The sequence below is a fragment of the Aliiruegeria sabulilitoris genome (genome assembly GCF_001558155.1).
Lineage (GTDB): Bacteria > Pseudomonadota > Alphaproteobacteria > Rhodobacterales > Rhodobacteraceae > Tropicimonas > Tropicimonas sabulilitoris.
The window spans coordinates 17,354-42,288 of sequence record NZ_LOAS01000025.1; the positions used below are offsets into that span (position 1 = coordinate 17,354).

24 protein-coding genes are annotated in these 24,935 nt (G+C 63.3%); 19 read left to right on the forward strand and 5 right to left on the reverse strand.

Annotated elements, in window-relative coordinates; genetic code table 11:
* Positions 1 to 81 precede the first annotated feature (81 nt).
* Both secY and AX756_RS19055 read left to right on the forward strand, forming a co-directional pair.
* A complete protein-coding gene (gene secY / locus AX756_RS19050) occupies positions 82 to 1,437 on the forward strand; it encodes a preprotein translocase subunit SecY (RefSeq protein ID WP_068315534.1) in 1,356 nt (451 codons plus the stop codon).
* 148 nt (positions 1,438 to 1,585) lie between these two features.
* Positions 1,586 to 2,290: a phytochelatin synthase family protein gene (locus tag AX756_RS19055; protein ID WP_068315537.1), complete on the forward strand. Its 705-nt coding sequence runs from the start codon at positions 1,586 to 1,588 to the stop codon at positions 2,288 to 2,290.
* Here the strand turns inward: AX756_RS19055 and alc are convergent.
* Positions 2,287 to 3,309: an allantoicase gene (gene alc / locus AX756_RS19060; protein ID WP_068315540.1), complete on the reverse strand. Its 1,023-nt coding sequence runs from the start codon at positions 3,307 to 3,309 to the stop codon at positions 2,287 to 2,289. The two genes, AX756_RS19055 and alc, sit on opposite strands and share 4 nt — an antisense overlap.
* Positions 3,310 to 3,529: 220 nt before the next feature.
* Here alc and AX756_RS19065 point away from each other — a divergent pair, with 220 nt between their 5' ends.
* Entirely contained in the window at positions 3,530 to 4,768 is a 1,239-nt protein-coding gene (locus AX756_RS19065) for a urate hydroxylase PuuD (RefSeq protein WP_068315544.1), read from the forward strand.
* Positions 4,769 to 4,994: 226 nt separating this feature from the next.
* Here AX756_RS19065 and AX756_RS19070 read toward each other — a convergent pair whose 3' ends face one another.
* Positions 4,995 to 6,434: an aldehyde dehydrogenase family protein gene (locus AX756_RS19070; protein ID WP_068315547.1), complete on the reverse strand. Its 1,440-nt coding sequence runs from the start codon at positions 6,432 to 6,434 to the stop codon at positions 4,995 to 4,997.
* A gap of 141 nt (positions 6,435 to 6,575) precedes the next feature.
* Here AX756_RS19070 and AX756_RS19075 point away from each other — a divergent pair, with 141 nt between their 5' ends.
* The 11 genes from AX756_RS19075 to AX756_RS19120 all read left to right on the forward strand — a co-directional run bounded on the left by AX756_RS19075 (position 6,576) and on the right by AX756_RS19120 (position 16,417).
* Complete coding sequence (locus AX756_RS19075) at positions 6,576 to 7,229, forward strand: peroxiredoxin (protein ID WP_068315551.1); 654 nt, start codon at positions 6,576 to 6,578, stop codon at positions 7,227 to 7,229.
* 154 nt (positions 7,230 to 7,383) lie between these two features.
* Positions 7,384 to 7,956, forward strand: a complete 573-nt coding sequence (locus tag AX756_RS19080; protein WP_068315554.1) for a L,D-transpeptidase — start codon at positions 7,384 to 7,386, stop codon at positions 7,954 to 7,956.
* Between the two features lie 203 nt (positions 7,957 to 8,159).
* Positions 8,160 to 10,133, forward strand: a complete 1,974-nt coding sequence (locus AX756_RS19085; RefSeq protein ID WP_068315557.1) for an AMP-binding protein — start codon at positions 8,160 to 8,162, stop codon at positions 10,131 to 10,133.
* Entirely contained in the window at positions 10,130 to 10,948 is an 819-nt protein-coding gene (locus AX756_RS19090) for an ABC transporter ATP-binding protein (protein ID WP_068315560.1), read from the forward strand. The genes AX756_RS19085 and AX756_RS19090 overlap by 4 nt, the downstream gene beginning before the upstream one ends.
* Positions 10,941 to 11,084, forward strand: a complete 144-nt coding sequence (locus AX756_RS25745; RefSeq protein ID WP_156461569.1) for a hypothetical protein — start codon at positions 10,941 to 10,943, stop codon at positions 11,082 to 11,084. The genes AX756_RS19090 and AX756_RS25745 overlap by 8 nt, the downstream gene beginning before the upstream one ends.
* Entirely contained in the window at positions 11,078 to 12,031 is a 954-nt protein-coding gene (locus AX756_RS19095) for a branched-chain amino acid ABC transporter permease (RefSeq protein WP_068315738.1), read from the forward strand. Before AX756_RS25745 ends, AX756_RS19095 begins: the two co-directional genes overlap by 7 nt.
* A gap of 64 nt (positions 12,032 to 12,095) precedes the next feature.
* A complete protein-coding gene (locus AX756_RS19100; protein WP_068315562.1) occupies positions 12,096 to 12,362 on the forward strand; it encodes a hypothetical protein in 267 nt (88 codons plus the stop codon).
* On the forward strand, positions 12,362 to 13,438 hold the full coding sequence (locus AX756_RS19105; protein ID WP_068315564.1) for a branched-chain amino acid ABC transporter permease: 1,077 nt from the start codon (positions 12,362 to 12,364) through the stop codon (positions 13,436 to 13,438). The genes AX756_RS19100 and AX756_RS19105 overlap by 1 nt, the downstream gene beginning before the upstream one ends.
* 81 nt (positions 13,439 to 13,519) lie before the next feature.
* Positions 13,520 to 14,809 carry an ABC transporter substrate-binding protein gene (locus AX756_RS19110; RefSeq protein WP_068315567.1) on the forward strand — a complete coding sequence of 430 codons (1,290 nt, stop codon included), beginning with the start codon at positions 13,520 to 13,522 and terminating at the stop codon, positions 14,807 to 14,809.
* A 78-nt stretch (positions 14,810 to 14,887) separates the two neighbouring features.
* Positions 14,888 to 15,718 carry an ABC transporter ATP-binding protein gene (locus AX756_RS19115; RefSeq protein ID WP_068315582.1) on the forward strand — a complete coding sequence of 277 codons (831 nt, stop codon included), beginning with the start codon at positions 14,888 to 14,890 and terminating at the stop codon, positions 15,716 to 15,718.
* Between the two features lie 165 nt (positions 15,719 to 15,883).
* On the forward strand, positions 15,884 to 16,417 hold the full coding sequence (locus AX756_RS19120) for a rhodanese-like domain-containing protein (RefSeq protein ID WP_156461570.1): 534 nt from the start codon (positions 15,884 to 15,886) through the stop codon (positions 16,415 to 16,417).
* Between the two features lie 4 nt (positions 16,418 to 16,421).
* On the opposite strand, the gene AX756_RS19125 is transcribed toward AX756_RS19120, so the two are convergent.
* Positions 16,422 to 17,342 (reverse strand): LysR family transcriptional regulator, encoded by a 921-nt coding sequence (locus AX756_RS19125; RefSeq protein ID WP_068315588.1) that lies wholly within the window; start codon positions 17,340 to 17,342, stop codon positions 16,422 to 16,424.
* Positions 17,343 to 17,345: 3 nt separating this feature from the next.
* The gene (locus AX756_RS19130) at positions 17,346 to 17,741 is read right to left on the reverse strand and encodes an ACT domain-containing protein (RefSeq protein WP_068315591.1); all 396 of its coding nucleotides are present in this window, start codon (positions 17,739 to 17,741) and stop codon (positions 17,346 to 17,348) included.
* Between the two features lie 136 nt (positions 17,742 to 17,877).
* Between AX756_RS19130 and AX756_RS19135 the strand changes: the two genes are divergently transcribed.
* From AX756_RS19135 to AX756_RS19155, 5 genes are all read left to right on the forward strand, one after another.
* A complete protein-coding gene (locus AX756_RS19135) occupies positions 17,878 to 19,386 on the forward strand; it encodes an ABC transporter substrate-binding protein (RefSeq protein WP_068315594.1) in 1,509 nt (502 codons plus the stop codon).
* A gap of 172 nt (positions 19,387 to 19,558) precedes the next feature.
* Positions 19,559 to 20,476, forward strand: coding sequence for a carbohydrate ABC transporter permease (locus AX756_RS19140; protein WP_231701102.1), 918 nt, complete (start codon positions 19,559 to 19,561; stop codon positions 20,474 to 20,476).
* The gene (locus tag AX756_RS19145; protein WP_068315600.1) at positions 20,473 to 21,339 is read left to right on the forward strand and encodes a carbohydrate ABC transporter permease; all 867 of its coding nucleotides are present in this window, start codon (positions 20,473 to 20,475) and stop codon (positions 21,337 to 21,339) included. Before AX756_RS19140 ends, AX756_RS19145 begins: the two co-directional genes overlap by 4 nt.
* 231 nt (positions 21,340 to 21,570) lie before the next feature.
* Complete coding sequence (locus AX756_RS19150; protein ID WP_068315602.1) at positions 21,571 to 23,109, forward strand: sulfatase family protein; 1,539 nt, start codon at positions 21,571 to 21,573, stop codon at positions 23,107 to 23,109.
* 69 nt (positions 23,110 to 23,178) lie between these two features.
* Positions 23,179 to 24,228, forward strand: coding sequence for a class I SAM-dependent methyltransferase (locus AX756_RS19155; protein WP_068315606.1), 1,050 nt, complete (start codon positions 23,179 to 23,181; stop codon positions 24,226 to 24,228).
* Here AX756_RS19155 and AX756_RS19160 read toward each other — a convergent pair.
* On the reverse strand, positions 24,210 to 24,935 hold the full coding sequence (locus AX756_RS19160; RefSeq protein ID WP_068315609.1) for a lysophospholipid acyltransferase family protein: 726 nt from the start codon (positions 24,933 to 24,935) through the stop codon (positions 24,210 to 24,212). The two genes, AX756_RS19155 and AX756_RS19160, sit on opposite strands and share 19 nt — an antisense overlap.

Sequence of the window (24,935 nt, forward strand, 5' to 3'; positions counted from 1 at the left end):
GCCCCTTACTTAAGCCCCTAAGTTTTCCAGCGCCGCCGACCGGGAAACGGTTCGGCGGCGCATGCACAAGAGAGACCGCGAATGGCATCTGCAGCAGAGCAAATGGCGGCGAACATGAGCTGGGGTGCGCTTGGCAAAGCGACCGAGCTCCGTCAGCGCATCTTCTTCACCATCGGGCTTCTGATCGTCTATCGCCTCGGCACCTATATCCCCGTGCCCGGCATCGACGGACAGGCGCTCCGCGACTTCATGGATCAGGCCTCCGCCGGTATCGGTGGCATCCTGACCATGTTCACCGGCGGCGCACTTGGCCGGATGGGCATCTTTGCCCTCGGCATCATGCCCTATATCTCGGCCTCGATCATCATCCAGCTTCTGGCCTCGATGGTGCCGGCGCTGGAGCAGCTCAAGAAAGAGGGCGAACAGGGCCGCAAGAAGATCAACCAGTACACGCGCTACGGCACCGTGTTCCTGGCCACCTTCCAGGCCTATGGCCTTGCGGTCAGCCTCGAGGCAGGCGGGCTTGCCCATGATCCGGGCTGGTTCTTCCGCGCGGCCGTGCTGATCACGCTGGTCGGCGGCACGATGTTCCTGATGTGGCTGGGCGAACAGATCACCGCCCGCGGCATCGGCAACGGCATCTCGCTGATCATCTTCGTCGGCATCGTCGCCGAGATCCCCGCGGCTTTGGCGCGTTTCCTGGCCTCCGGCCGCTCCGGTGCGATCTCGCCTGTGGTGATCATCGGCATCATCCTGATGATGGTCGCGCTTGTCGCCTTCGTGGTCTTCATGGAGCGCGCGCTGCGCAAGATCCACATCCAATATCCGCGCCGGCAGGTCGGCATGAAGGTTTATGACGGCGGCTCCTCGCACCTGCCCGTCAAGGTAAACCCCGCCGGCGTCATCCCGGCGATCTTCGCCTCCTCGCTGCTGCTGCTGCCGACGACGATCGCGACCTTCTCGGGCGGCAATTCCGGCCCGGTCATGTCCACGATCCTGGCCTATTTCGGTCCTGGACAGCCGCTCTACCTGCTGTTCTTTGCGTCGATGATCGTCTTCTTCACCTATTTCTACACGCTCAACGTGTCGTTCAAGGTGGATGACGTCGCCGACAACCTGAAGAACCAGAACGGCTTCGTTCCGGGGATCCGGCCGGGCAAGAAGACGGCGGAATATCTCGAGTATGTCGTGATGCGCGTGCTGGTGCTCGGCTCGTCCTACCTGGCGATGGTGGCGCTGCTGCCGGAGATCCTGCGCAGCCAGCTGTCGATCCCGTTCTATTTCGGCGGCACCTCGGTCCTGATTGTCGTCTCGGTGACGATGGACACGATCCAGCAGGTCCAATCGCACATGCTGGCCCACCAGTACGAGGGCCTGATCGAGAAATCGAACCTGCGCGGCAAGAAGCGCCAGCGCAAGGCGCCCTCGCGCCGCTGACAGACGGTTTCGAAAGATTGAACGAACGGGCGCCTGCGGGCGCCCGTTTTCGTTCCGGCGGAAGCGTTGTTCGAATCTTTGACTGAGGTTACCCTAGGGGAATTGCTTTCAAGACGTTGAGACATCCCATTCTTGCGCGAGGTTCCCGATGCGACTTTTCCTTTCCAGTCTGTTCGTTCTTGGCACTGCAATCGCGGTCTCTGCCGAAACGTTGCCCCTGCCGGAAAGCCTGATTGCCCTCAACAGCGACGAGGGCGGCAAGCTGCTGATGTCGTCGGAGGCCAATGCGGATTATTTCGATCTCGGCATCCATTTCACCAACCAGGTGCACCCGGCCTTTTGCGGGCCGGCCACGATCGCCATGGTTCTGAATGCGCTAGAGGTGGAGCGGCCGAAATCGGACATGACGCTGGGGCTCGGCCTGTTCGATCAGGAGAATGTCTTCACGCCGGAGACCGAGGCCGTGAAGCCGCGCGCCGTGCTCGAGCGCTCCGGGCTCACGCTGGACGAGTTGGCGGGCATGTTCGGCGCGCATGAGGTCTCGGCCAAGGTCCACCACGCCGAGGACAGCTCGCTGGACGCCTTCCGCAGCGCCGCCACCGCCAGCATCGAGGATGATGAGAGCTTCGTTCTGGTGAACTACCTGCGCGCCGGGATCGGGCAGGAGCGCGGCGGGCATATCTCGCCGCTCGGCGCCTATGACGCCGACACGGACCGGTTCCTGATCCTCGATGTGTCGCGCTACAAGTATCCGCCTGTTTGGGTCGAGGCGGCAACGCTGTTCGGCGCGATGAACACGCCCGATTCGGACAATAACAACCGTTCGCGCGGTTACCTGCTCGTCTCGCGCTAGAGCGCGGGTCCGGCCGGGCGGCCGAGCACCCGCAGCCGGCTGACGCCGCCATCGGGGAAGATGTTGAAGCGGATATGGGTCACGGGGCCGAGATCCTGCAGTTCTTCGCGGAAATCATGGATCGCGTCCGGGCCGAGTTTGACCTCGGGCAGGACCGTCTTCCAGAACATCGAATCGGTGACCAGCGCCTGGGTCAGCCCGTCGCCGAAGCTTTGCAGGTCCGCGGCCTGAAGCGAGCAGCGGTCGGGGAAATTGCCCTTGAAATGCGCCGTGTCCACGCGCAGCCCGTCGATGAACCCGCGCGCGCCGAGCGCGATGACCATCCAGTCATAGCCCGGCTCGCGCCGGCGCCGGGTTTCCCAGCCTTCGCCCATGTTGATGCCGCGCCCTGGGGCCAGAAGCCGCCTGTAGTCGCCGAAATGGGCGTCTGACATGGCGAGGATGCGGCCGCCATTGAGCGCCGCGGCCAGATCGATCTCCTGCCCGTCGCCGGTCGCGTCCAGCTCGGGAACGCCATAGGCGCGCAGGCGGGCGACGCCGCCATCGGGGTAGATGTGCAGCCGGAGGTGGGTCCAGCTTTCGAAGCTCTGGCAGCGGAAATAATGCTGGGCGCTGGGCCCGAGCGGCTGGTGGGGCAGGATCTCGGCCCAGAGCGTGTCCTCGGTGATCTCCTTGGTGGAGGCGGCCTCGATCCGGCAGGCGGGTGCGTAATTGCCGGTGAAATGGCGCGTGTCCACGTCGAAGCCGAGCAGGCGGCCCGGGGCGGCGAGCTTGATGATCGCATGGTCATGGCCACCGCCGCGCCGCCGGCGGGTTTCCCAGCCATCCATCCACTTGCCATGATCGTCAAACTTGTCGGGAATGAAGATCGGTTCGGAATCGGCCAGCATCCGCTCCACCGGCGCGAAAAACTCGTCCGAGGCAGAGACCGGCTTCGCGCCGAGACCGGCGGAGGCGAGATTGATGCCCGTGCGGGCAAAGAGCGGAATATCGGGGTTCATCGATTCAATTGTAGGCATGCGGCTACTTTCGACATTTTTCCTGGGATGTACCGGCGAAATGTGCCGGAGGACCTTGTCCCGGTGATCTGCCGCCGTTTTCGCGGGCAGTTCCGAGATGTTGCCCATTTCCTAGTCGATGCACGTAGCGGGCGGCAAGCCTGCCGTTGCCTGTTGCTTTCGATTTGATCTTGGGCCGCGATTGCGGGACGCTCGGGGCAATCGATCAGGAGTGCGCGCGATGGACATGACAATTCTCTGGGCCTGGGCGGAATTCGCGGTGCGCTGGCTGCATGTCATCGCCGCGATTGCCTGGATCGGCTCGTCCTTCTTCTTCATTGCGTTGGACCTTGGCCTGCGAAAGGCGCCGGGCATGCCGCCGCTCGCCCATGGCGAGGAATGGCAGGTGCATGGCGGCGGCTTCTATCACATCCAGAAATACCTCGTGGCGCCGGAGCGGCTGCCCGATCATCTGACCTGGCACATGTGGGAGAGCTACACGACCTGGCTCTCGGGCGCGCTGATGCTGGTGCTGGTCTATTATCTCGGGGCGGATCTCTATCTTGTCGATCCGGCAGTGCTGGATATTCCGACCTGGCTGGCAATCGTGATCTCGGCGGCCTCGCTCACCATCGGCTGGCTCGCCTATGACCGGATCTGCAAGTCGAAATTCGGTGACGACAACACCAAGCTGATGCTTCTGCTCTACGTGATTCTTGTGGCGATGGCCTGGGGCTATTGCCAGATCTTCTCGGGCCGCGCGGCGCTGCTGCATCTGGGGGCGTTCACGGCGACGATCATGTCGGCCAACGTGTTCTTCATCATCATTCCCAACCAGCGGATCGTGGTGGCGGATCTGAAGGCGGGGCGGGTGCCGGACGCGAAATACGGCAAGATCGCCAAGCAGCGTTCGACGCATAACAATTACCTGACGCTGCCGGTCATCTTCCTGATGCTGTCGAACCATTACCCGCTGGCCTTTGCCAGCGAGTGGAACTGGCTGATCGCCAGCCTCGTCTTCCTGATGGGGGTGACGATCCGGCATTACTTCAACACCAAGCACGCGAGCGATCACCCCAAGAAGGGGCCGCTCTGGACATGGGGCGCAACGGCGCTGCTGTTCGCGGCCATCGTGGCGCTGTCGATGGCGCCGCTTTATGGCGAGGACGAGGGCTGGGAGGAGGAGGCGCTCAGCCCGGCCCAGTTGCGCTATGCCGAGGCGGAGGGGTTCGAGGATGCCTTTGAAGTGGTGGTGAACAATTGTTCCATGTGTCATGCGCCGGAGCCAGCCTGGGAGGGGATCGGGGTGCCGCCAAAGGGCGTGAAGCTCGTCACCCAGAGCGACGTGGCGCGCCATGCGCGGGAGATCTACCTGCAGGCGGGCGTGACCCATGCCATGCCGCCGGGTGTTGCGAATTACATGGAAGCGGCGGACCGCGCGGCGCTGGTGCGCTGGTATCGCGGGGCGCGGGAGGGGTAGGCCTTACGGGCCTTGCTTAGGGCACGGAATCAAGCCGAAGGCGCCGTGCCAGCGCCTGCCCGTCCCGGCGGGCTGGCGCTTTGGTGAAGCTGGCGGGAAGCCAAGACCTTCTTCGGATCGTCACGATGAAGCGTTCTGCATAACCGTTGCAGCGCCATCCCACGGGCAGGCGCTGGCACGGCTTGCCGTAGGGGGCGGCGCCCGCGGAACGGGCGCCGCATGTTACCTATTCAGCCGGATAGCCGCCGACGGCCTTCACTTCGAGGAAATCCTCCAGCCCGAACTCGCCGCCCTCGCGGCCATTGCCGGACTGCTTGATGCCGCCAAAGGGCGCGGTCTTGGCGCGGCTCTTGCCGTTGATCTCGACCATGCCGGCCTTGAGCGCATGGGCCATGCGGCGCTGGCGCTCCGGGTCCTGTGTCTGGGCGTAGTTGGTCAGGCCATAGACAGTGTCATTGGCGATCCGCACCGCTTCCTCTTCGGTGTCGAAGGGGATGATCGAGAGGACCGGGCCAAAGATCTCCTCGCGCGCGATGGTCATGTCGTTGGTGACATCGGCAAAGACGGTCGGGCGAACGAAGTAGCCACGGTTGAGCCCCTCGGGGCGGCCCGGGCCACCGGCGACGAGGCGGGCGCCCTCGGCGATGCCCTTCTCGATCAGGCCCTGCACCTTGTCCCACTGCATCTGGCTGACCAGCGGACCCATGTGGCGGCCCTCTTCATGCGCGGAGGCGACGGACGTGTTCTCGGCGGCTTGGCGCGCGGCCTCGACCGTCTGGTCATAGATCTCGCGCTGCACCAGCATCCGCGAGGGCGCGTTACAGGACTGGCCGGTATTCTGCATCATGTGGCGCACGCCGCGCTCCACCGCCTTGGCGTCCGCATCGGCAAAGACCAGGTTGGCCCCCTTGCCGCCCAACTCCAGGCTGACGCGCTTGAGCGTGTCGGCGGCGGCCTTGGAGATCAGGATGCCGGCGCGGGTGGAGCCGGTGAAGCTCACCATGTCGATGCCCGGATGGGCGGACAGCTGGCTGCCCACGCCCGGCCCATCGCCGTTGACCATGTTGTAGACGCCGGCCGGGACGCCCGCCTCGTCGAGGATCTCGGTCCAGAGAAGCGAGGAAAGCGGCGCGATTTCGGAGGGCTTCAGCACCATCGTGCAGCCCGCCAGAAGCGCCGGGATCACCTTGAGCGCCACCTGGTTCATCGGCCAGTTCCACGGCGTGATCATCGCCACGGTGCCGATCGGCTCCATGATGATCCGGTCGTTCGGGGAGTGGTCGTTCAGCTTCCGGACGAACTCGAAATCCTTCATCGTCTCGAGGAAGCCCTCGATATGCCAGGAGCCGGAGGTGACCTGCGAGCTGCGCGACATGGAGATCGGCGCGCCCATTTCGAGCGTCATCGCCTGCGCCATTTCCTCGGCGTGGGCGTTGTAGACCTCGAGGATCTTCTCGACCAGCGCCACGCGCTCGGCCGGATCGGTCGCGGCCCAGGCCGGGAAGGCGGCATTGGCTGCGGCCACGGCGGCATCGGTGTCGGCCTGATCGCCCAGAGAGATCACCGCGACCTCCTCCTCGGTCGAGGGGTCGATCACCGGGAAATCCTTGGCAACGACCGGGTCCACCCAGGCGCCGTCGATATAGAACTGGCGTTTTTCGATCATGACGTTTCCTTCGCCGTAGACTTCAATTCGCGACACACTGTCACCGCTGAGGGGAGGCCGCAAGATCGGCCTTCACATCTTCGATTTAGAACCTATCTCAACTCGGGACACGCGAACCGTACACTTACAGGGAGCCATATAATGGGCCTTCGCATTAATGACATCGTCCCGGATCTGAAATTTGAAACCAGCCAGGGTGAGATCCAGTTTCACGACTGGATTGGCGACAGCTGGGCGATTCTTTTCTCGCACCCGAAAGATTTCACGCCCGTCTGCACCACCGAGTTCGGCGCGGTCGCGCAACTCGCCGAGGAATGGGAAAAGCGGAACACCAAGGTGATCGGCCTCTCGGTGGACGGCGTGGAAGAGCACAAGCAGTGGATCGCCGATATCGAGAAATACGCCGAAGCCCCGGTGCCTTTCCCGATCATTGCCGACGAGAGCCTCGAGGTTTCCAAGGCGTTCGACATGCTGCCGGCTGAAGCCTACATGCCCGATGGCCGCACGGCTGCCGACAGTGCCTCGGTGCGTTCGGTCTTCATCATCTCCCCCGACAAGAAGCTGCAGCTCTCCATGACCTACCCGATGTCGGTCGGCCGCAACTTCGCCGAGGTGCTGCGCGCGCTGGACGCGCTGCAAGCCACGTCCGGGGCGCCGATCGCGACGCCTGCCAACTGGACCATGGGCCAGGACGTGATTATCTCGCTGGCGCTGGATGACGCAGCGGCCAAGGAGAAATTCGGCGAATTCGACGCCGTTCTTCCCTATCTGCGCAAGACCAAGTCGCCGGTCTGAAGCCATTGAAATTATTGCAGGAGCCTCGCCACCCGGCGGGGCTCTTGTTGTTTTGGCTCAACGGTGCCAACGTTGTGATACCCAATCCCGGCGCTGCGGTTGATCGTTCCGCGCGAGGCGTGGCAGGCTGGGCGCGTATAGATGAGGTGCCGCCATGATTTCTCGCAGGGTCTTTCTTGCCACCGCCACCGCCGGGCTTGCCGCGCCCGGGCTGGCGCTGGCGAAGCAGAAAAAAGAATTCAAGCTGGACAAGCAGTTCGAGCCAAAGCTGGTCAAGGTCCGGCCGGAATTTGCGCCCGGAACCATCCATATCGAGCTTGGACGCTACTATCTCTATTACATCGCGGCACCGGAACAGGCCATTCGCTACGGCGTGGCCATCGGCGAGGAGGGGCGCAACCTGCGTGGCTCGGCCGTGGTCGGGCGCAAGGCGGAATGGCCCAGCTGGACGCCGACGGCCAACATGATCCGGCGCGAACCGCAGGTTTATGCCAAATGGGCCGGCGGGCTGCCGGGCGGGCCAGAGAATCCGCTCGGCGCGCGGGCGATGTACCTGTATCGCGGCGGGCGCGACACGCGTTACCGCATCCACGGCACGCCGCAGCCCTGGACCATCGGACGTTCTGTTTCCTCGGGCTGCATCCGTCTGACCAACGAGGCCGTTGTCGATCTGTATGAACGCGTTGCGATCGGCACGCGCGTGACCATTCACTATCCAAAGAGCTGAGATCGCGGACCGGAGCGGTGATCGGTTCGGCAAGGTGGGTCCGAGATTTGCTGCGTGTGCAGCGTTCTAACACGCTGCGTTGCAGCGATTTTTATTTGAACGTACGTTCAGAAATTATTTGACGAGTCGCCTTCGTCCCGTCCTATAGTAGCCCAAAGCCGCAAAGGCTGAGGTGTCGAAACGGCACCAGGGGAGGACATCACTTGAACGCGACCGCAACGCCCTCGGGCGAGCTGTGTTCCGTTCCCGCGCTTCTGCGCCGCAATGCGCAGAAGTTTGGCGACAGACCCGCCTATCGGGAAAAGGAATATGGAATCTGGCAGAGCTGGACCTGGGCCGAAGCGGCGCAGGAGATCGAGTGGTTGGCGCTCGGTTTTCTGTCGCTGGGGATGGAGCGGGGCGACCATGTTGCCATCATCGGGCGCAACCGGCCGGACCATTACTGGGCGATGATCGCCGCGCAGATGTGCGGTGCGGTGCCGGTGCCGCTCTATGCAGACGCGGTGGCCGAGGAAGCGGCCTATGTGCTGGGCCATTGTGGCGCGCGTTTCGTCGTTTGCGGCGACCAGGAGCAGGTGGACAAGGTGATCGACGTGCAGGACCAACTGCACCAGATCGACCATGTGCTCTATCACGACAAGCGGGGCATGCGGAAATACGACCACGAGCACCTGAACTGGCTGCATGACATCCAGGAGGAAGGCCGCGCGTCGCATTACCGGCACGAGGAGGAGTTGCGCCGGCGCGAGGCGGAACTGACATACGACAGCACCTGCGTGATGCTTTACACCTCCGGCACGACGGGCAAGCCCAAGGGCGTGGTTCTGTCGAACCGCAACATCATCGAGACCTCGAAGAATACCTCCGAATTCGATCATCTGCGGGTGGATGACGAGATCCTCGCCTATCTGCCGATGGCCTGGGTCGGGGATTTCATCTTTTCCATGGGGCAGGCGCTCTGGAACGGGTTCTGCGTGAACTGTCCGGAAAGCGCCGAGACGATGATGACCGATCTCAAGGAGATCGCGCCCACCTATTACTTCGCCCCGCCGCGGGTTTTCGAGACCCAGCTGACGCAGGTGATGATCCGCATGGAGGATGCCAGCAAGCTCAAGCGCTGGCTGTTCCGGCATTACATGGACCTGGCCAAGCGGGTCGGGCCGCAGATCCTCGATGGCAAGCCCGTGGGGATGCTGGACCGGATGCGCTATGCGCTGGGCGAGTTTGCCATTTACGGGCCGTTGAAGAACACGCTGGGCTTTTCCCGCGTGCGCGTCGGCTACACCGCGGGCGAGGCGATCGGGCCGGAGATCTTCGACTTCTATCGCTCGCTGGGGATCAACCTGAAGCAGCTTTACGGTCAGACCGAGGCCAGCGTTTTCATTGCCCAGCAGCCCGATAACGAGGTGCGCGCCGATACGGTGGGAGTCGTCTCGCCGGGCGTGGAGATCAAGATCGACGACAAGGGCGAGATCTTCTATCGCTCGCCGGGCACCTTCGTGGAGTATTACAACAATCCCGAGAGCACGGCCTCGACCAAGGATGCGGAAGGGTGGGTCGCCACGGGCGATGCCGGGTTCTTCGAGGAGGGGACCGGGCACCTGCGGATCATCGACCGGGCCAAGGACGTGGGCAAGATGGCCGATGGCCATATGTTCGCGCCCAAATATGTCGAGAACAAGTTGAAGTTCTTCCCCGACATCCTGGAAGCCGTGGTGTTCGGCAATGGCCGCGACCGCTGCACGGCCTTCATCAATATCGACCTGACGGCGGTCGGCAACTGGGCCGAGCGGAACAATATCGCCTATGCCTCCTACCAGGAGCTGGCGGGCCATCCGCAGGTGCTGGAGACGATCAAATCCCATGTCGAGGAGGTCAACGCCTCGGTCGCGCAGGACGACATGCTCTCGGCCTGCCAGATCCATCGCTTCCTGGTGCTGCACAAGGAACTCGACGCCGATGACGGCGAGATGACCCGCACGCGCAAGGTGCGCCGTGGCAAGATCGAGGAGAAATACGCCGATCTGCTGGAGGCGCTCTATGACGGCTCGGACACGATCTTCACCAAGACGGAAGTGACCTACGAGGATGGCCGCAAGGGCAGCATCTCCGCCACGCTGAAGCTGGTCGACGCCAGGACCGTGACGCCCCGCCATCACGAGGTTGCCGCCGAATGAAGGACATGTACGAACCCTATGAGACCCCGGACGGCCGTACCATTGGCGGCTGCCTGATGGAGATGAAGAACATCACGCTGAAATTCGGAGGCGTGGTGGCGATCAAGGATATTTCCTTTGACATCCGCGAGGGCGAGATCCGCGCGATCATCGGGCCGAACGGCGCCGGGAAATCCTCGATGCTCAATGTTATCAGTGGTTTCTACCACCCGCAGGAGGGCGAGGTCTGGTACAAGGGCGCGGTGCGTCCGGCGATGAAGCCCTACGAGGTGGCGCGGATGGGCGTGGGCCGCACCTTCCAGAATATCGCGCTGTTCGAGGGGATGACGGTGCTCGACAACGTCATGACCGGGCGGCTGACGCATATGAAGGCGTCGCTCTGGGAGCAGGCGCTCTGGTGGGGCAAGGCCGAGCGAGAGGAGGTCTTCAACCGCGACCAGGTGGAGAAGATCATCGACTTCCTCGAAATCCAGGCCATTCGCAAGACGCCGGTGGGCCGGCTTCCCTACGGGTTGAAGAAGCGGGTCGAGTTGGCGCGCGCGCTGGCCGCCGAGCCGTCGCTGCTGCTGCTGGACGAGCCAATGGCGGGGATGAATGTCGAGGAGAAGGAGGACATGTCCCGCTTCATCCTCGATGTGAACGATGAATTCGGCACCACGATTGCCCTGATCGAACACGATATGGGCGTGGTGATGGACCTCTCGGACCGGGTCGTCGTGATGGATTACGGCAAGAAGATCGGCGACGGCACGCCCGACGAGGTGCGCAACGATCAGAACGTGATCGACGCTTACCTGGGGGTGCCGCATGAGTGAGGACAAGCGCAAGGCCGGCTGGCTCGGGCTCGGGTGTGGCTCTGCCTGCATCTGGCTCGGCTACGTGAATGTGCCGGTCCCCCGGACGAGCGCCAATATCAACCGTGTCGAGGAGGCGAGCCCATGGAAATCCTGAACGCGATCTTCATCGCGCCCTTCGCGGACATGATCGCCGCCCCCGATTTCCTGATGCAGGTGCTCTGGGAGGGGCTGGTTTCGGGCGTTCTCTATGCGCTGATCGCGTTGGGCTTCGTGCTTATCTTCCGCTCCAGCCGGATCTTCAACTTCGCGCAGGGCATCATGGTGGTCTTCGCGGCGCTGACGCTGGTGGGGCTGCACGAGATGGGCGTGCCGGCCTGGATCTCGGTGGCGCTGACGCTGGCGGTGATGTTCGGGCTGGCGGTCAGCATCGAGCGGATCGTGCTGCGGCCGCTGGTCGGGCAGCCCGATATCATCCTGTTCATGGCCACGATCGGTATCACGCTGTTCCTGATCGGCTTTGGCGAGATCATCTTCGGCGGCGAGAACAAGCTGATGATCACCTCCGAGCTGGGCATTCCCACGGGCGATTTCGTGCTGGAGCCGTTCGGCGGGCTGCTGATCCTGCAGCATATCGACATAACGGCGGTTCTGGTGGCCGCCGCGCTGGTGGTCTCGCTGCTGGTGTTTCTCAACAAGACGCGGATGGGCCGGGCGATCCGGGCGCTGGGCGACGACCACCAGGCGGCGCTGTCGGTCGGAATCTCGCTGCAGACGATCTGGGTTCTGGTGTGGTTCATTGCGGGGATCATCGCGCTGGTGACGGGCATTGCCTGGGGCAGCCGCGCGGGCGTGTCCTTCGCGCTGGAAGTGATCGCCTACAAGGCGCTGCCGGTGCTGATGCTGGGCGGGCTGGAATCGATCACCGGCGCGATTATCGGCGGGCTGATGATCGGCATGCTGGAAAAGATGTTCGAGATCTACTGGGGCGCGCCGCTGCTGGGCGGCAATACCGAGAGCTGGTTTGCCTATGTGCTGGCGCTGGTGGTGCTGCTGTTCCGGCCGCAGGGGCTGTTTGGCGAGAAGATCATCGAACGAGTGTGAGGCATTTGAACCCGCCGGGCCGGCGCGCGAACCGGCCCGGCGGGGAGATGGGAAGGACGAGGATTTGGCAAAGCTGATTGCAATTCTGAACGTGGTCGCCTGGGCGGGTTTCTGGGCCTTCGGCTACCTCGCCCTGACGGCGAACGGGGACTCGACCGGGCAGTTGATGACCGCGCTGATCCTCGCCGTGCTCGGCGCGGGGGCCGGGATCTGGGCCTATCTCTGGCTGGTGCGCCATTCCGAGGCCACCGGCTATGCCAAGCCGCCGCGGCGCGCCGTGCCGGAACAGCACCGCAACCCCGAACTCTACGAAGATGAGGAAAACGCCTGATGCTCTACCGCACGGCTGGCCAGTTCAAGACCTCCTACAGGGCGGATCAGGCGCTGTTTCCGATCAAGCAGGATGCGTTCCTGCTGGGCGTGATCCTGATCTGCGCCTGGGTGGTCTTTCCGCTGACCGCATCCGAATTCACCTTCCAGACGATCCTGACCCCGATCCTGATCTATTCGCTGGCCGCCCTCGGGTTGAACATCCTGACGGGCTTCGCGGGCCAGCTTTCGCTCGGCACCGGCGCCTTCATGGGCGTGGGGGCCTATGCCTGCTACAAGATGATCACGCTGATGCCGTGGATGAACCCGATCATCGCGATCCTGCTTTCGGGCGTGTTCTCCGCCGGTGTCGGCGTGATGTTCGGCATCCCCTCGCTTCGGATCAAGGGTTTCTACCTCGCCATTGCCACGCTGGCGGCGCAGTTCTTCCTGGTCTGGCTGTTCGAGAAATGGGCCTGGCTCTACAATTACAACGCCTCCGGCGCGATCCAGGTGCCGAACCTCGACATGTTCGGGGTCTATGTTTCCGGCCCTCAGGCTAGCTCGATGACGCAGTATTATGTCGTGCTCTTCATCGTGACGCTGCTGACCTATCTCTGCATCAACCTCACGCGCGGCAATCTCGGCCGGACGTGGAAGGCGACGCGGGACATGGATATCGCGGCGGAACTGATCGGCATCAACCTGATGAAATCCAAGCTCACGGCCTTTGCGGTGTCGTCCTATGTCGTCGGCGTCGCCGGAGCGCTCTTCGTCTTCATGTGGCGCGGCGCGGCCGAACCGAACCTGTTCGACATCCCGCTCAGTTTCCGCGTGCTGTTCATCGCCATCATCGGCGGGCTTGGCTCGATCATGGGCAATTACCTCGGTGCGATCCTGATCGTCGGGCTGCCGGTGGTGCTGAACACCGTGCCCTCGGTGCTCGGGATCCATGTCGAATCGGCGCTGCTGGAGCATCTCAACATCATGATCGTGGGCTCGCTCATCATCTTCTTCCTGATTATCGAACCGCATGGGCTGAACCAGCTCTGGCGGCTGATCCGGGAGAAACTGACCATCTGGCCGTTCCCGCATTAGGGCATTGGTCAAACCGAATAACAAACCGGGGAAAACCCCACCAACCGCAACGTCGACCATGTTCCATCAGGGAGGAGAAACATGAAGACCTTTACCAAGCTGGCCCTGGCCTCTGCCTTGAGCCTCGGCCTCGCCGCCCCGGCTTTCGCCGAGGGCCTTTTCGCGCCCAACCTGGCCTATCGCACCGGCCCCTTCGCCTCGACCGGCATCCCGCTGATGGATGGCCAGAAGGATTACATGACCATGCTCAACGAACGCGATGGCGGCGTTGGCGGGGTCATGATCGATTTCGAGGAATGCGAGACCGGCTATTCCACCGAGAAGGGCGTGGAATGCTATGAGCGCACCAAGGCCAATGCCATCGTGACCCAGCCATGGTCCACCGGCATCACGCTGCAGGTGCTGCCCAAGACCAATACCGACATGATCCCGATCCTTGCGCCGGGCTACGGCTTCTCGCCGATGGCCAATGGCAAGGTGTTCCAGTGGGCGTTCAACCCGCCGGCGTCCTATTGGGACGGCGCTTCGATGATCATGCAGTATCTCGGCGGCGGCGACATGAGCAGCCTGAACGGCAAGAAGGTGGTTCTGCTCCATCTCGACCATCCGTTCGGCAAGGAGCCGATCCCGGTTCTGGAGGCGATGGCCGAGGAATACGGCTTCGAGCTGAAGCTGGTGCCGGTTGGCCTGAAGGAGATGCAGAACCAGTCCGCCCAGTGGCTGCAGATCCGCCGCGAACGCCCCGATTACGTCGTCATGTGGGGCTGGGGCGCGATGAACGCGTCGGCCATTGCCGAGGCCGTGAAGACCAAGTTCCCGATGGAGAATTTCATCGGCGTGTGGTGGGCCGGGCATGATGCGGACCTCAAGCAGGTCGGCGAGGCCGGCAAGGGCTACAAGTCGATCTCCTGGTCGTTCCCGATGCCCGATGCGCCGATGATGGCCGACCTGAAGACCCATGTGCTCGACAAGGGCCTCAGCACGGTCGAGGATCCGAACTCGGTCTTCTATCAGCGGGGTCTCGTCATGTCGATGTTCCTGACCGAGGCGATCGCCGCCGCGCAGGGCGAGTTCGGCGTGGCCGAGATCAATGCCGAGCAGCTGCGCTGGGGGCTTGAGAATCTCAACGTCACCGAGGAACGTCTGGCGGAGCTGGGTATGACCGGCATGGTGCCGCCTTTCTCGACCTCCTGTTCCAACCATACCGGCCATTCGGGCGCCTGGATGCTGGAATGGGATGGCGAGAAGTTCGTCAAGGCATCGGACCTGCTGATGGCGGACGCAGAATTCATCACGCCGCTGGAGGAGGCCAAGGCAATGGAATATGCCGAGGCCAACGCTCCATGGCCGATGAACGAGGCCTGTAACTAAGGCCACCACTCACGGCCCGCCGGCAGCGTTTTTGGCTGCCGGCGGGATTTGAGTATTTTTCCCAGGAAGAAGAACGCGATGCTGGATTCCACTCCTGACGTGACGGCCGAGACGCTGCTCGAGGTCAACAATATCGAGGTGATCTACAATCACGTGATCCTCGTGCTGAAGGGCGTGTCGCTCTCGGTGCCCAAGGGTGGGATCACGGCGTTGCTCGGTGGCAATGGGGCGGGCAAGACGACCACGCTCAAGGCCATTTCGAACCTGCTGCATTCGGAGCGGGGCGAGGTGACGAAGGGCTCGGTGAAATACAAGGGCGAAGTCGTGCAGGATCTCGACCCGGCCAAGCTGGTCAAGAAGGGCGTGATCCAGGTGATGGAGGGCCGGCATTGCTTCGGGCATCTGACGGTCGAAGAGAACCTGTTGACCGGCGCCTATACGCGCGGCGATGGCAAGGCCGCGATCGAGGCCGACCTGGAGATGGTCTATAACTATTTTCCGCGGCTGAAGGAGCGGCGGCGGAGCCAGGCGGGTTATACCTCGGGCGGCGAGCAGCAGATGTGTGCGATCGGGCGGGCGTTGATGAGCCGGCCGGAGACGATCCTGCTCGACGAGCCCTCGATGGGGTTGGCGCCGCAGCTCGTGGAGCAGATTTTCGAGATCGTGAAAGCGGTCAACGAGGGCGAGGGCGTCAGTTTCCTGCTGGCGGAGCAGAACACGAACGTGGCGCTGCGCTTTGCCCATTACGGCTACATCCTGGAATCGGGCCGCGTGGTGATGGACGGGCCGGCCGCGGAGTTGCGGGAAAATCCGGATGTGAAGGAGTTCTACCTCGGCATGGGCGATGACGGGCGGAAGTCTTTCCGCGATGTCCGCTCCTACCGGCGCCGCAAGCGCTGGTTGAGCTGAGGTTTCGGCGGCTGGGCGGGGAGGCCCGGCTTCCGTGGCGGGTCCGCGTTCTTCGGAACGCGGCCCGTTTTTTTGTCGGGCGGTAGAAAACGCCTTGCAACCGTGGCTGCAGGAGAGCGTGCGCGCGGCCGGAGGTGGATTGCGGCCGCGTTGATAGGAGGTTGCGTGCCCGATGAGCGACCCGCGCCGGAAAGCTGGCGGCCGTTCGGGCGCGTCCTTTCCACACGGGGCGACGCTCCACGCTTGACAAAACTGCAAAGGAATCGCTCGAACCCATTGAAGAATCTGTCGGCAGACAGATATATTCGATCAATCGAATGTGAGGCGCGACGAATGTTTCTGACCATGATGAACCCTTTTGCGGCGGGTGCGGTTCCGATTGAACCGCTGAAAGCCATCGCGATGATGAAGAAAAACCAGGCCGTCCTGGTGGATGTGCGCGAGGCGCATGAATTTGGCGGCGGCCATGCCAAGGGGGCGGTCAATATCCCGGTGGGACAGGTCGCGCGCATGGCGGATCCAGCCTCGGCGGAGTGCCATCCGGCGCTCAAGCAGGGAAAGCCCGTGATCCTCTACTGTCTGTCCGGGTCGCGTGCGACCATGGCGGGCAAGGCGTTTCGCAAGCTGGGTTATGAGAAGGTGTTCAACTTCGGCGAGCTGAAGAAGTGGACATTTTCCGGCGGAGATGTCGAACTCTGACCGATCACCGCGCCCGCAGCCCGAGCGCGTCTATCCGTTCCTCGGCGAGGCTCAGCAGGGTGCGAAACGCCTGGTTGGACTGTAGCGAGCGCCGATGGATCGGGCCAGACTGAAAGGCGATGGGCTTCAGGTTCGTCGGGATGATCGTGAGGCCCGTGCCGTGGCTGGAGGTCAGCGACGAGGACGGCAGAAGGGCGAGGAAATCGCCTTCGCGCAGCAATTCGAGCACGGTGATCATGGATTCGCACTGGATGGCCGCGTGGATGCGGGTGCCGGTTTCCTCCTGGATCGCGTCCCGAACGGTATCGAGATAGGCCAGGTCGCTCTGGTAGGAGAGCCAGGGCCATGACAGCAGGTCCCGCGCCGATGCAACGCCTTTTGACAGCAGCGGGTGCGTGTCGCGCCCGATAACCGTGAGTTCGGCCGCCATCAGCGCCCGGCGGATGAGGAAGCTCGGCAGGCCCTCGATACGCTGGAACCCTCCGAAAAACGCGTCCAGCTCTCCGTTCTGAAGTCGCGGGGAGGCGGTGGTGTAGTCCATCGGCTCCAGCGTGACGGAAAGGGCCGGGTGGCGGGCATGCATGCGGGCAATGCAATAGGGCAGGATCGTGTGCATCCAGACCGGCGCCGCGGCGACCCGGATCGTGCCGCGCTCGCCTTCGCGCAGGGCGCGAATCTCGATCTCGGCGAGGTGGCTTTCGCGCAGCAGGTGGCGGGCGTGGATCAGCACGCGGCCGCCAAGCGATGTCAGGTGGACACCACGCGAGCGGCGTTCGAACAGCGGCGCGCCGACCTGCTCCTCCAACAGGCGGATCGAGCGGGTGAGCGCGGGCTGTGTCAGGCCGATCTGGTCGGCGGCGCGGCGCACGGAACCGGACTCGGCCACGGCGACGAAACGTTTCAGGCTTTCGAGATTCTCAAGCATGACTCACGCGGTTTCGGCGATGCGGGCGAGGATCGTCATCGCCTCGTCCTCTCGCCCGTCCGGCACGAAGAGGTGATCGTGGTAGAAGCCCGAGACCGGGTTCACCCCCATGCCATGCCGGGCAAGCTCCGTGGCGATGCAGGCGATGAAGCCGACGGCTTCGAGCGAGGAATGCACGTCGAGCGTGATCATTCGGCAGGGAAACGCGTGATCCAGGCCACGGGCCACGGCCTCGGCCTTTCGCAGGATCAGCGTCGTCCCCTCGGCCTCTTCGAAAACCATGCGGGGGGACAGGTCGGCGGGGCGCAGGCCTCGCACGGTGGCGAAGACGTAAAGATCCGGGTCCAGTCTGGCGGAAAGGCTGCGGAGAAGCGCGTCGAGGTTGGTTTCTCCGGACATGATGTCTCTCCACTTGGCGGTTACTGTGATGCATAATCGTTATCGATATTTAAAAAATGTCAACTTTTACTGATCGAAGCTTTGACGCAGGCTCAGTGGCGAGGAGAACCGAATCCGTCATGCCAGGGAGGAACTCATGACATTCGCCAAGACCGGGCTTTCGCGCCGTGCCTTTATCCAGGGAACCACCGCCGTCATTGGGGCTGCCGCGTTTGGGGCGCATCGTGCGGCCGCAAGTGTACCCGCGCCGATTGGCGATCTGCCCAAGGGCGTCACCTTCCGCTGGATCGACTCGGGCGACCAGAAGGCGGTGTTCTACAAGAAGTTCTTTGCCGATTACGCCAAGGATCGGGGCATCGAGGTGGTCTATGACGCGCTGCCCTGGAACGAGATCGCGCAGGTTGTGCCTCTAGGCGTGCGCAACAACTCCGCCCATGACGTTTTCGCGCTGCCGCAGAACGTGAACCCGGCCGATGCCGTGGCGCAGGGCTGGGTGCAGCCCTATGACGATTTCATCCCCGATATTGCCGCCTGGAAGGCGACTTTCCCGGCCGGTGCCTTCCTGCCCGGCATCAACGAGTTCGACGGCAAGACCTATGGCCTGCCTTTCACCTCGAACAAGCGCTACGGCACGCATCTGCTCTACAACAAGGCCTACATGACCGAGGCGGGCTACGATCCGGAGGCCAAGCCGCTCAGCTGGACCGAGTTCCGTGACGCCGCCAAGAAGATCACCGAGGCCGGCAAGGGCCGCTATTTCGGCTTCATCATCGGCGGCAACCAGCTTGGCCGCTGGAGCCAGACGGTGCGCAACATGGGCCGGATGGCGGGTGCCAGCGCGGGTGGCGACAGCGTGATCGAGGCGGATATCGATTTCCGCACCGGCGATTACGTCTTCGACAGCGATGCCTATATCGCCGCCATCGAGCTGCTGATCGCGATGCAGGCGGATGGCTCCGTCTTCCCCGGCATCATGTCGATGAACGCCCCGCAGGCGCGAGCCTACATGCCGCAGGGCGCGGCGGGCATGATCCTGCAAGGGCCGTGGAATATCGGCGGCTGGGAAGGCCAGAACCCGGAATTCGACTTCGGCGTCTCCTCCGGCCCGGTGCCGGATGAAGGCCCGGTTGGCAAGCTGACCATCGGTCAGGGCGCGCTGGCGCCGAACACGATGTGGCTCTTCAAGGGCTCCGAGCTTGGCCCCATCGCGGGCGACATTTTCCACTATCTCGGCACGGTCGAGGGGCAGACGGCCTGGGCCAATATCGTCGGTGCGGGCGATCCGCCGATCTTCCCCGAGGCGCTGGAAGGCGCGGAGATGTCGTACCGTTCCAAGGCGATCCTGCAGCATTTCAACGAGGCGATCCGCGTCGGGCCAAACCCGGTGGTCGGCAATGCCGAGCTGGGCAAGGTGATCGGGGCCTTCCAGGCGCCGGAAGTGAACTTTGCCCGCACCGTGCAGGGGCTTGTCGCCGGCGAGTTGAAAGGCGTTGCACAGGAGATGAAGGGCCTCAAGGACCGCTACAACGCCGCGCTTGATGCCGCCTTCGCCAAGGCCAAGGCCGATGGCGCCACGGTGGATCGGTCTGACCTGGTCTTCTCGAACTGGAATCCGAACGAGGATTTCGGAGCTGCCGACTATTGAAGCATTTCGCCGTGACCTGAATCGTCTTTCGCTGTCTCTCGGCACAGCCTCGAACGCGAAAGACGATACGAGATAACTCAGGTTGATGGCGAAACGCTATGATCGGCTGACCGGGGCTGCCCGCCTCCCCTAGAGGGCGGCCCCACCCCCCATTTGAGGCAAGGCGCGAACCGTGTTCGAGACATTGCACCGATACAGGTATCACTACCTCATGCTGCTTCCGGGGCTGATCCTGGGTGGCATGTTCGTATTCTATCCCATCTTCGCGGCCTGCTATTACGCGATGCATGACTGGTCGGGTTTCAACTCCGACAAGGTCTTCGTGGGCATGGGGAATTTCGTGAAACTGTTCACGGACCCGATCTTCTGGGATGCCTTCCAGCGCTCGCTGATCTTTCTGCTGGGGACGGTGCCGCTGCAGATGACCATCTCGCTCGTGCTTGCCGTGCTGCTCAACAACCAGCTCCTGAAAATGAGCACCTATTTCCGGACGATGATCTTCCTGCCCGTGGTGACCCCGGTCGCGGTGATCGGCATCATCTGGACCTTCCTGCTCTCGCCCTTCAACGGGCCGGTGAACGGCTTGCTGCTCGATCTCGGGCTGATCTCGCGGCCGGTGGATTTCCTCGGCTCGACCGACACGGTCATGCCCTCGGTCATCGGCGTCTATGTCTGGAAATGGCTCGGCATCACCATGATCTACTGGCTGGCCGCGCTGCAGACCGTGCCGGACGATGTCTATGACAGTGCCAAGCTCGACCGGTGTCGGGGCGCGAAGCTCGTCTGGTACATCGTGCTGCCCATCGTGCTGCCCTTTGCCGTGGCGATCACGCTGATCTCGGCCGTGGGCGCGCTCAACGTCTTCCCGTTGATCATGTCCATGACCAATGGCGGGCCGTTCTTCGCCTCCGAGGTGATGGAGATCTTCATCTATCGCACCGCTTTCGCCACCGGCGACGGCTCGATCCCGCGGCTGGGCTACGCGGCGGCGGCGGGCGTGTTCTTCGGCTTCGTCGTGCTCTCGCTCACCATCGGACAGGCCATCGCCACGCGGCGCGCCCGCGCCGGGGCCAAGGAGATCCGCTCATGAGATCGCGCCTCTCTCCGCTCCGCATCGTTTATGGCGACCACCGGGCCAACTGGCGGATCGGGCTCGTCTCGGCTTTCCTGACCGTGATCTGCCTGATCTGGATCTATCCCTTCGTCTGGATGATCTCGACCTCGCTCAAATCCAATGCCGAGATGTTCTCCAACCCCGGCCTGATCCCGCAGAGCTGGGCGACGGAGAACTACGCCCGCGCCTGGACCGAGGCGCATATGGGCAGCTATTTCTTCAATACGCTGATCGTGACCGTGGGCTCGGTGGTGATCGTGACCACCTGCACCTCGATGCTGGGCTACGTGCTGGGCCGCTACCGCTTTCCGGGGCGCAACATCCTCTTCTTCTCCTTCGTGGCGACGGTGTTCATCCCGCAGGGCTTCACCATCATCCCGGTTTTCGAGTTGCTGTCGCGGCTGGGGCTTTCGTCGAACCTGTTCGGGTTGACCATTGCGACCTCCGGCCACGCGATGGTGATCTTCGTCGTGCTCTTCGCCGGCTATTTCGCGCAGCTCCCGCGGGAGTTGGAGGAGGCGGCGCGCGTGGATGGCGTGAGCTTCCTGAAGATCTTCTGGTACGTGATGCTGCCGCTGGCTCGGCCCATGGTGGTGACGGTGGTGATCATGCAGGTGCTGCATGCGTGGAACGACTTCCTGCTGCCGCTGGTGGTGACGCTGGCCAACCCGGCGATCCGCACGCTCTCGGTCGGCATCTACGCCTTCAAGGGCGAGCAGTTCATCGACTGGACCGGCATGGCCGCGGCGGCGACGATTTCCATCGTGCCGATCGTGGTGCTGTTCATCCTGTTGCAGCGCTATTTCATCAACGGCCTCGCCGGGGCGGTGAAGGGATGACGATGCTTCCGACATACGTAAAAGGCGAAGAGGGCAGCGCCCGACCTGGAGGGCGTTCGCAACGACGCTGCCACGCGGGGCCGCGCAATGCCCGCCACGTGGATTTGGTTTGCGACGTTGCAAAAGCGCCCTCCGGGGGGAGGTCGGGCGCTGCCCGGCGTTGCCGCCGGGCGGAACAGATGAACGACGTGCCACGAGGCGCGCCAGACGGCTTTAGCAAAGGATAAACCGGTGACCAAACGCCCAAACATCCTGCTCATCACCACCGACCAGCAGCATTTCAGCGCGCTCGGCGCGGTGAACCCGGCGATCCGGACGCCCAATCTCGACCGGCTCTGCGCCGAGGGCACGCGGTTCGACCGCGCCTATTGCCCCGCGCCGACTTGCACGCCCTCGCGCGCCTCGATCATCACCGGGCTGATGCCGTCGCAGCACGGCGCCTGGACTATCGGCTGCAAGCTGCCCGAGGAGGTGCCGACGCTGGGCGCGGCGCTCTCGCAGGCGGGCTACGCCACCGGCCTGATCGGCAAAGCGCATTTCCAGCCGCTGGCGGGGGACGGTTCGCTGGAGAAACAGCCGATCCTGCGGAATCTGGACTTCTGGCGCGGCTTCCACGGCCCGTTCTACGGCTTCGATCATATCGAACTGTGCCGAAACCACGCCGACGAGGCCCATGTCGGCCAGCATTACGCCGCATGGATGGAGGAGAACGGGCTGGCGGACTGGAAAGAGTATTTCCAGCCGCTACCGGGCGAAACCGCGTCGAAGGCGCCGGAAATGGCGAGTGATGCGCCCTATTGGGCACGCGAGGGCCGCGTCTGGGCGCTGCCGGAGGAGATGCATTACACGACCTGGATCGGCGAGCGCTCCATGGCCTTCCTCGACCGTGCCGCCGAAGCGGACGCGCCTTTCCTGCTGTGGACGTCCTTCCCCGATCCGCACCCGCCCTACACGGTGCCCGAACCCTGGGCGACGATGTACGACCCCGCCGACATGGAGCCGGGGCGGTTGACGCCTGGCGAGCACGACCGCAACCCACCGCATTTCGCGAAGACCCAGCAGGCAGCGCCTGACTTCGCCGGCTGGCACGAGCCGTATGAGGCCCATGGTTGTGCCAGCCACCTTTACCCCGAAGACGCGCTGAAAAAGGACATGGCCGTCTATTACGGCATGATGTCCTTCCTCGATCACGAGATCGGCCGCATCCTCGACCATCTGGAACAGCTCGGGCTGGCGGAGGACACGCTGATCGTCTTCACCACCGATCACGGGCATTTCCTCGGCCAGCATGGGTTGGTGGCCAAGGGGCCGTTCCATTACGAGGACATGCTGCGGCTGCCCTTCATCGTGCGCTGGCCGGGGCAGGTTCCTGCGGGGCATGTGAGCGAGGCGCTGCAATCGCTGGTGGACCTGATGCCGAGCTTCATGGATGCCGCCGGGCTGGGCGCGCCAGACAATCTGCAAGGTATCTCGCAACTGCCCGTCTGGACCGGCGCGGCGGAGAGCGTCCGCGATTTCGCGCTTTGCGAGAACCGGCACAACACGGTGCGCCCGCATGTGACCAGCTATATCGATGCGCGCTACAAGATCTCGGTCTATCGCGAGGGCGACGACGGCGAGATTTTCGATCTTCAGGAGGATCCGGGCGAGATCCGCAATCTGTGGGGAGACCCGCAGCGCGAACCGCTCAAGCGCGACCTGCTGCACCGGATGGTGCAGGCCATGCTCGCCTCCGAACCGATGAAGACGCCGCGGGTGGCGCAGGCCTGACGGGGCGGGATATTCCGTTTCACGGGTTCCGGTTCTAGACTTGCCGAAAGGCTTCTGGAGGCTGTCCTTGTGCAACGATCATTTGGCGAGAAGAAACAGGATACCTGGCCGGAGACGGCGGCGATCAGGCGGCTTGTGGCGTCCCTCGCCACCGAGTTGGAAAAGCTCCCACATTCCGGCGCGGCGATACCACCCGAAATCCTGAAGCTTGGCCGGGCCATAGGCGACCTGGCGCGCTCCAACGCCATGTCGCTGGGGAATGCCGATGCCGTCAAGGCGCAGGTGATCCGGGGGTGGATCTCAAGTTGGCCACGCATCGAGGCGCTCTTGCAGGCGCAGTGCCCCGCGGTTGCCCGCCCGCTCTTTCCCGAGTTCGAGGATCCCTTGCATCCGCGCCGGCTCCAAGCCGAGCTTGCCAATCAATTTGCCCATGGGCAGCACCGGCTGCTCAACACACTGACACAGGACGCGGATACCGAAGTGGAGGGCGCTTTCAGCGACATCTCGCTTCCACTGTCCGTTTTCCTGGAGAATATCCACGCCGCTTGCCGCGTCCTGCTGGCGCTCGGGCGCTATGAAGACCGGCGCTTCGTCGATATCGGCTGCGGCAGCGGCGAGAAGCTTCTCGCCGCGGCGCCCTGTTTCGAGCGCGTCACCGGGGTGGAGATCGATCCGGGTTATGCCGCGCTGGCCCGCGACATCACCCACCGCGCGCGCATCGGAAATGCGGATATCGTCGAGACCGACGCGCGCATATACGAAGGCTGCCCGCAACAGGACGTGATCTATTTCTACCGTCCCATGCGCTACCCAAAGGCGCTGGCGCAGCTCGAAAGCCAGGTGGTCGAGACCTGTCGCGCGGGCACGCTCCTGATCGCCCCCTATGAAGGCTTCCGGTACAAGTTCAAGGAGCTCGGCTGCGCCCATCTGGGCGGTTTTCTCTATGTTTCCGGTCTGAAGGACGCGGAGGCGGAGGCGTTGCGGAAAAAGGCGGAGCTGATCGGTCCGCATGTGCATCGCGAGCAGCCGGAGCTTCCACAGGTCTGGGGGCCGATCCTCGAAGCATCGCGGCTGCGCGGCTTCTCGCCCCTTGCAAACCGCTATTCGGGCACGTGGTAGCCAGCCTCGGCCATCAGCCGGATGGACGCCGTTTCGACGGCCTCTTCGAGTTCCGTCATGAAAACACGTTGCTTTATGCCCGGCTGGATGACCGGCAGGAACTCGACCACGGCAAGGCCCGGCTTGCGCAACACGCCGAAGCGCGGCCAGAACACGCCGACATTGGTGGCCGCGGGCACGCAATCCTGCTCCAGTTGGCCATAGAGCACGCCGGTGCCGATCTTGTAGGGCAGCCTTGCATCCGGCGCGACGCGGGTCCCTTGCGGATAGATGATGAGCTGCCCCGGCGAGCTGAGCCCGGCCGCGACCCGCTTTTTCATTTCCAGAACCGCCTGGCCGCGCTTGCCGCGATCGACGGGAATGCAGCCGATCCAATTGGCGTACCAGCCGACGATGGGCACGAAACGCAGCTGTGCCTTCATGATGAATTTCGGCCGCGGCACCTGCGAGACGATCATGATGATGTCGAAGAAGCTCTGATGCTTGGAGGCGATGATGCATTCGCCGGTGGGAACCGTTCCGCGCAACTCCGAGCGCAACCCGACCATCCACGACGCCGTCCAGCGTACCCAGCGGCAATAGGTGCGGCAGGCGGTGAAGGCCATCGGACGGTGGACCAGCGTGATGGGGGTAAAGAACAGCGCCATCAGCACCATCATCAGGTACATCTGGGTGTTGAAGATCAGCGAGCGCAGATATTGCAGCAT

Excerpts from the sequence above, each read along its gene's own strand:
- secY (WP_068315534.1), top strand. The coding sequence starts at position 82 with ATGGCATCTGCAGCAGAGCAAATGGCGGCGAACATGAGCTGGGGTGCG.
- AX756_RS19055 (WP_068315537.1), top strand. The coding sequence starts at position 1,586 with ATGCGACTTTTCCTTTCCAGTCTGTTCGTTCTTGGCACTGCAATCGCG.
- alc (WP_068315540.1), bottom strand. The coding sequence starts at position 3,309 with ATGCCTACAATTGAATCGATGAACCCCGATATTCCGCTCTTTGCCCGC.
- AX756_RS19065 (WP_068315544.1), top strand. The coding sequence starts at position 3,530 with ATGGACATGACAATTCTCTGGGCCTGGGCGGAATTCGCGGTGCGCTGG.
- AX756_RS19070 (WP_068315547.1), bottom strand. The coding sequence starts at position 6,434 with ATGATCGAAAAACGCCAGTTCTATATCGACGGCGCCTGGGTGGACCCG.
- AX756_RS19075 (WP_068315551.1), top strand. The coding sequence starts at position 6,576 with ATGGGCCTTCGCATTAATGACATCGTCCCGGATCTGAAATTTGAAACC.
- AX756_RS19080 (WP_068315554.1), top strand. The coding sequence starts at position 7,384 with ATGATTTCTCGCAGGGTCTTTCTTGCCACCGCCACCGCCGGGCTTGCC.
- AX756_RS19090 (WP_068315560.1), top strand. The coding sequence starts at position 10,130 with ATGAAGGACATGTACGAACCCTATGAGACCCCGGACGGCCGTACCATT.
- AX756_RS25745 (WP_156461569.1), top strand. The coding sequence starts at position 10,941 with ATGAGTGAGGACAAGCGCAAGGCCGGCTGGCTCGGGCTCGGGTGTGGC.
- AX756_RS19105 (WP_068315564.1), top strand. The coding sequence starts at position 12,362 with ATGCTCTACCGCACGGCTGGCCAGTTCAAGACCTCCTACAGGGCGGAT.
- AX756_RS19110 (WP_068315567.1), top strand. The coding sequence starts at position 13,520 with ATGAAGACCTTTACCAAGCTGGCCCTGGCCTCTGCCTTGAGCCTCGGC.
- AX756_RS19115 (WP_068315582.1), top strand. The coding sequence starts at position 14,888 with ATGCTGGATTCCACTCCTGACGTGACGGCCGAGACGCTGCTCGAGGTC.
- AX756_RS19125 (WP_068315588.1), bottom strand. The coding sequence starts at position 17,342 with ATGCTTGAGAATCTCGAAAGCCTGAAACGTTTCGTCGCCGTGGCCGAG.
- AX756_RS19130 (WP_068315591.1), bottom strand. The coding sequence starts at position 17,741 with ATGTCCGGAGAAACCAACCTCGACGCGCTTCTCCGCAGCCTTTCCGCC.
- AX756_RS19135 (WP_068315594.1), top strand. The coding sequence starts at position 17,878 with ATGACATTCGCCAAGACCGGGCTTTCGCGCCGTGCCTTTATCCAGGGA.
- AX756_RS19145 (WP_068315600.1), top strand. The coding sequence starts at position 20,473 with ATGAGATCGCGCCTCTCTCCGCTCCGCATCGTTTATGGCGACCACCGG.
- AX756_RS19160 (WP_068315609.1), bottom strand. The coding sequence starts at position 24,935 with ATGCTGCAATATCTGCGCTCGCTGATCTTCAACACCCAGATGTACCTG.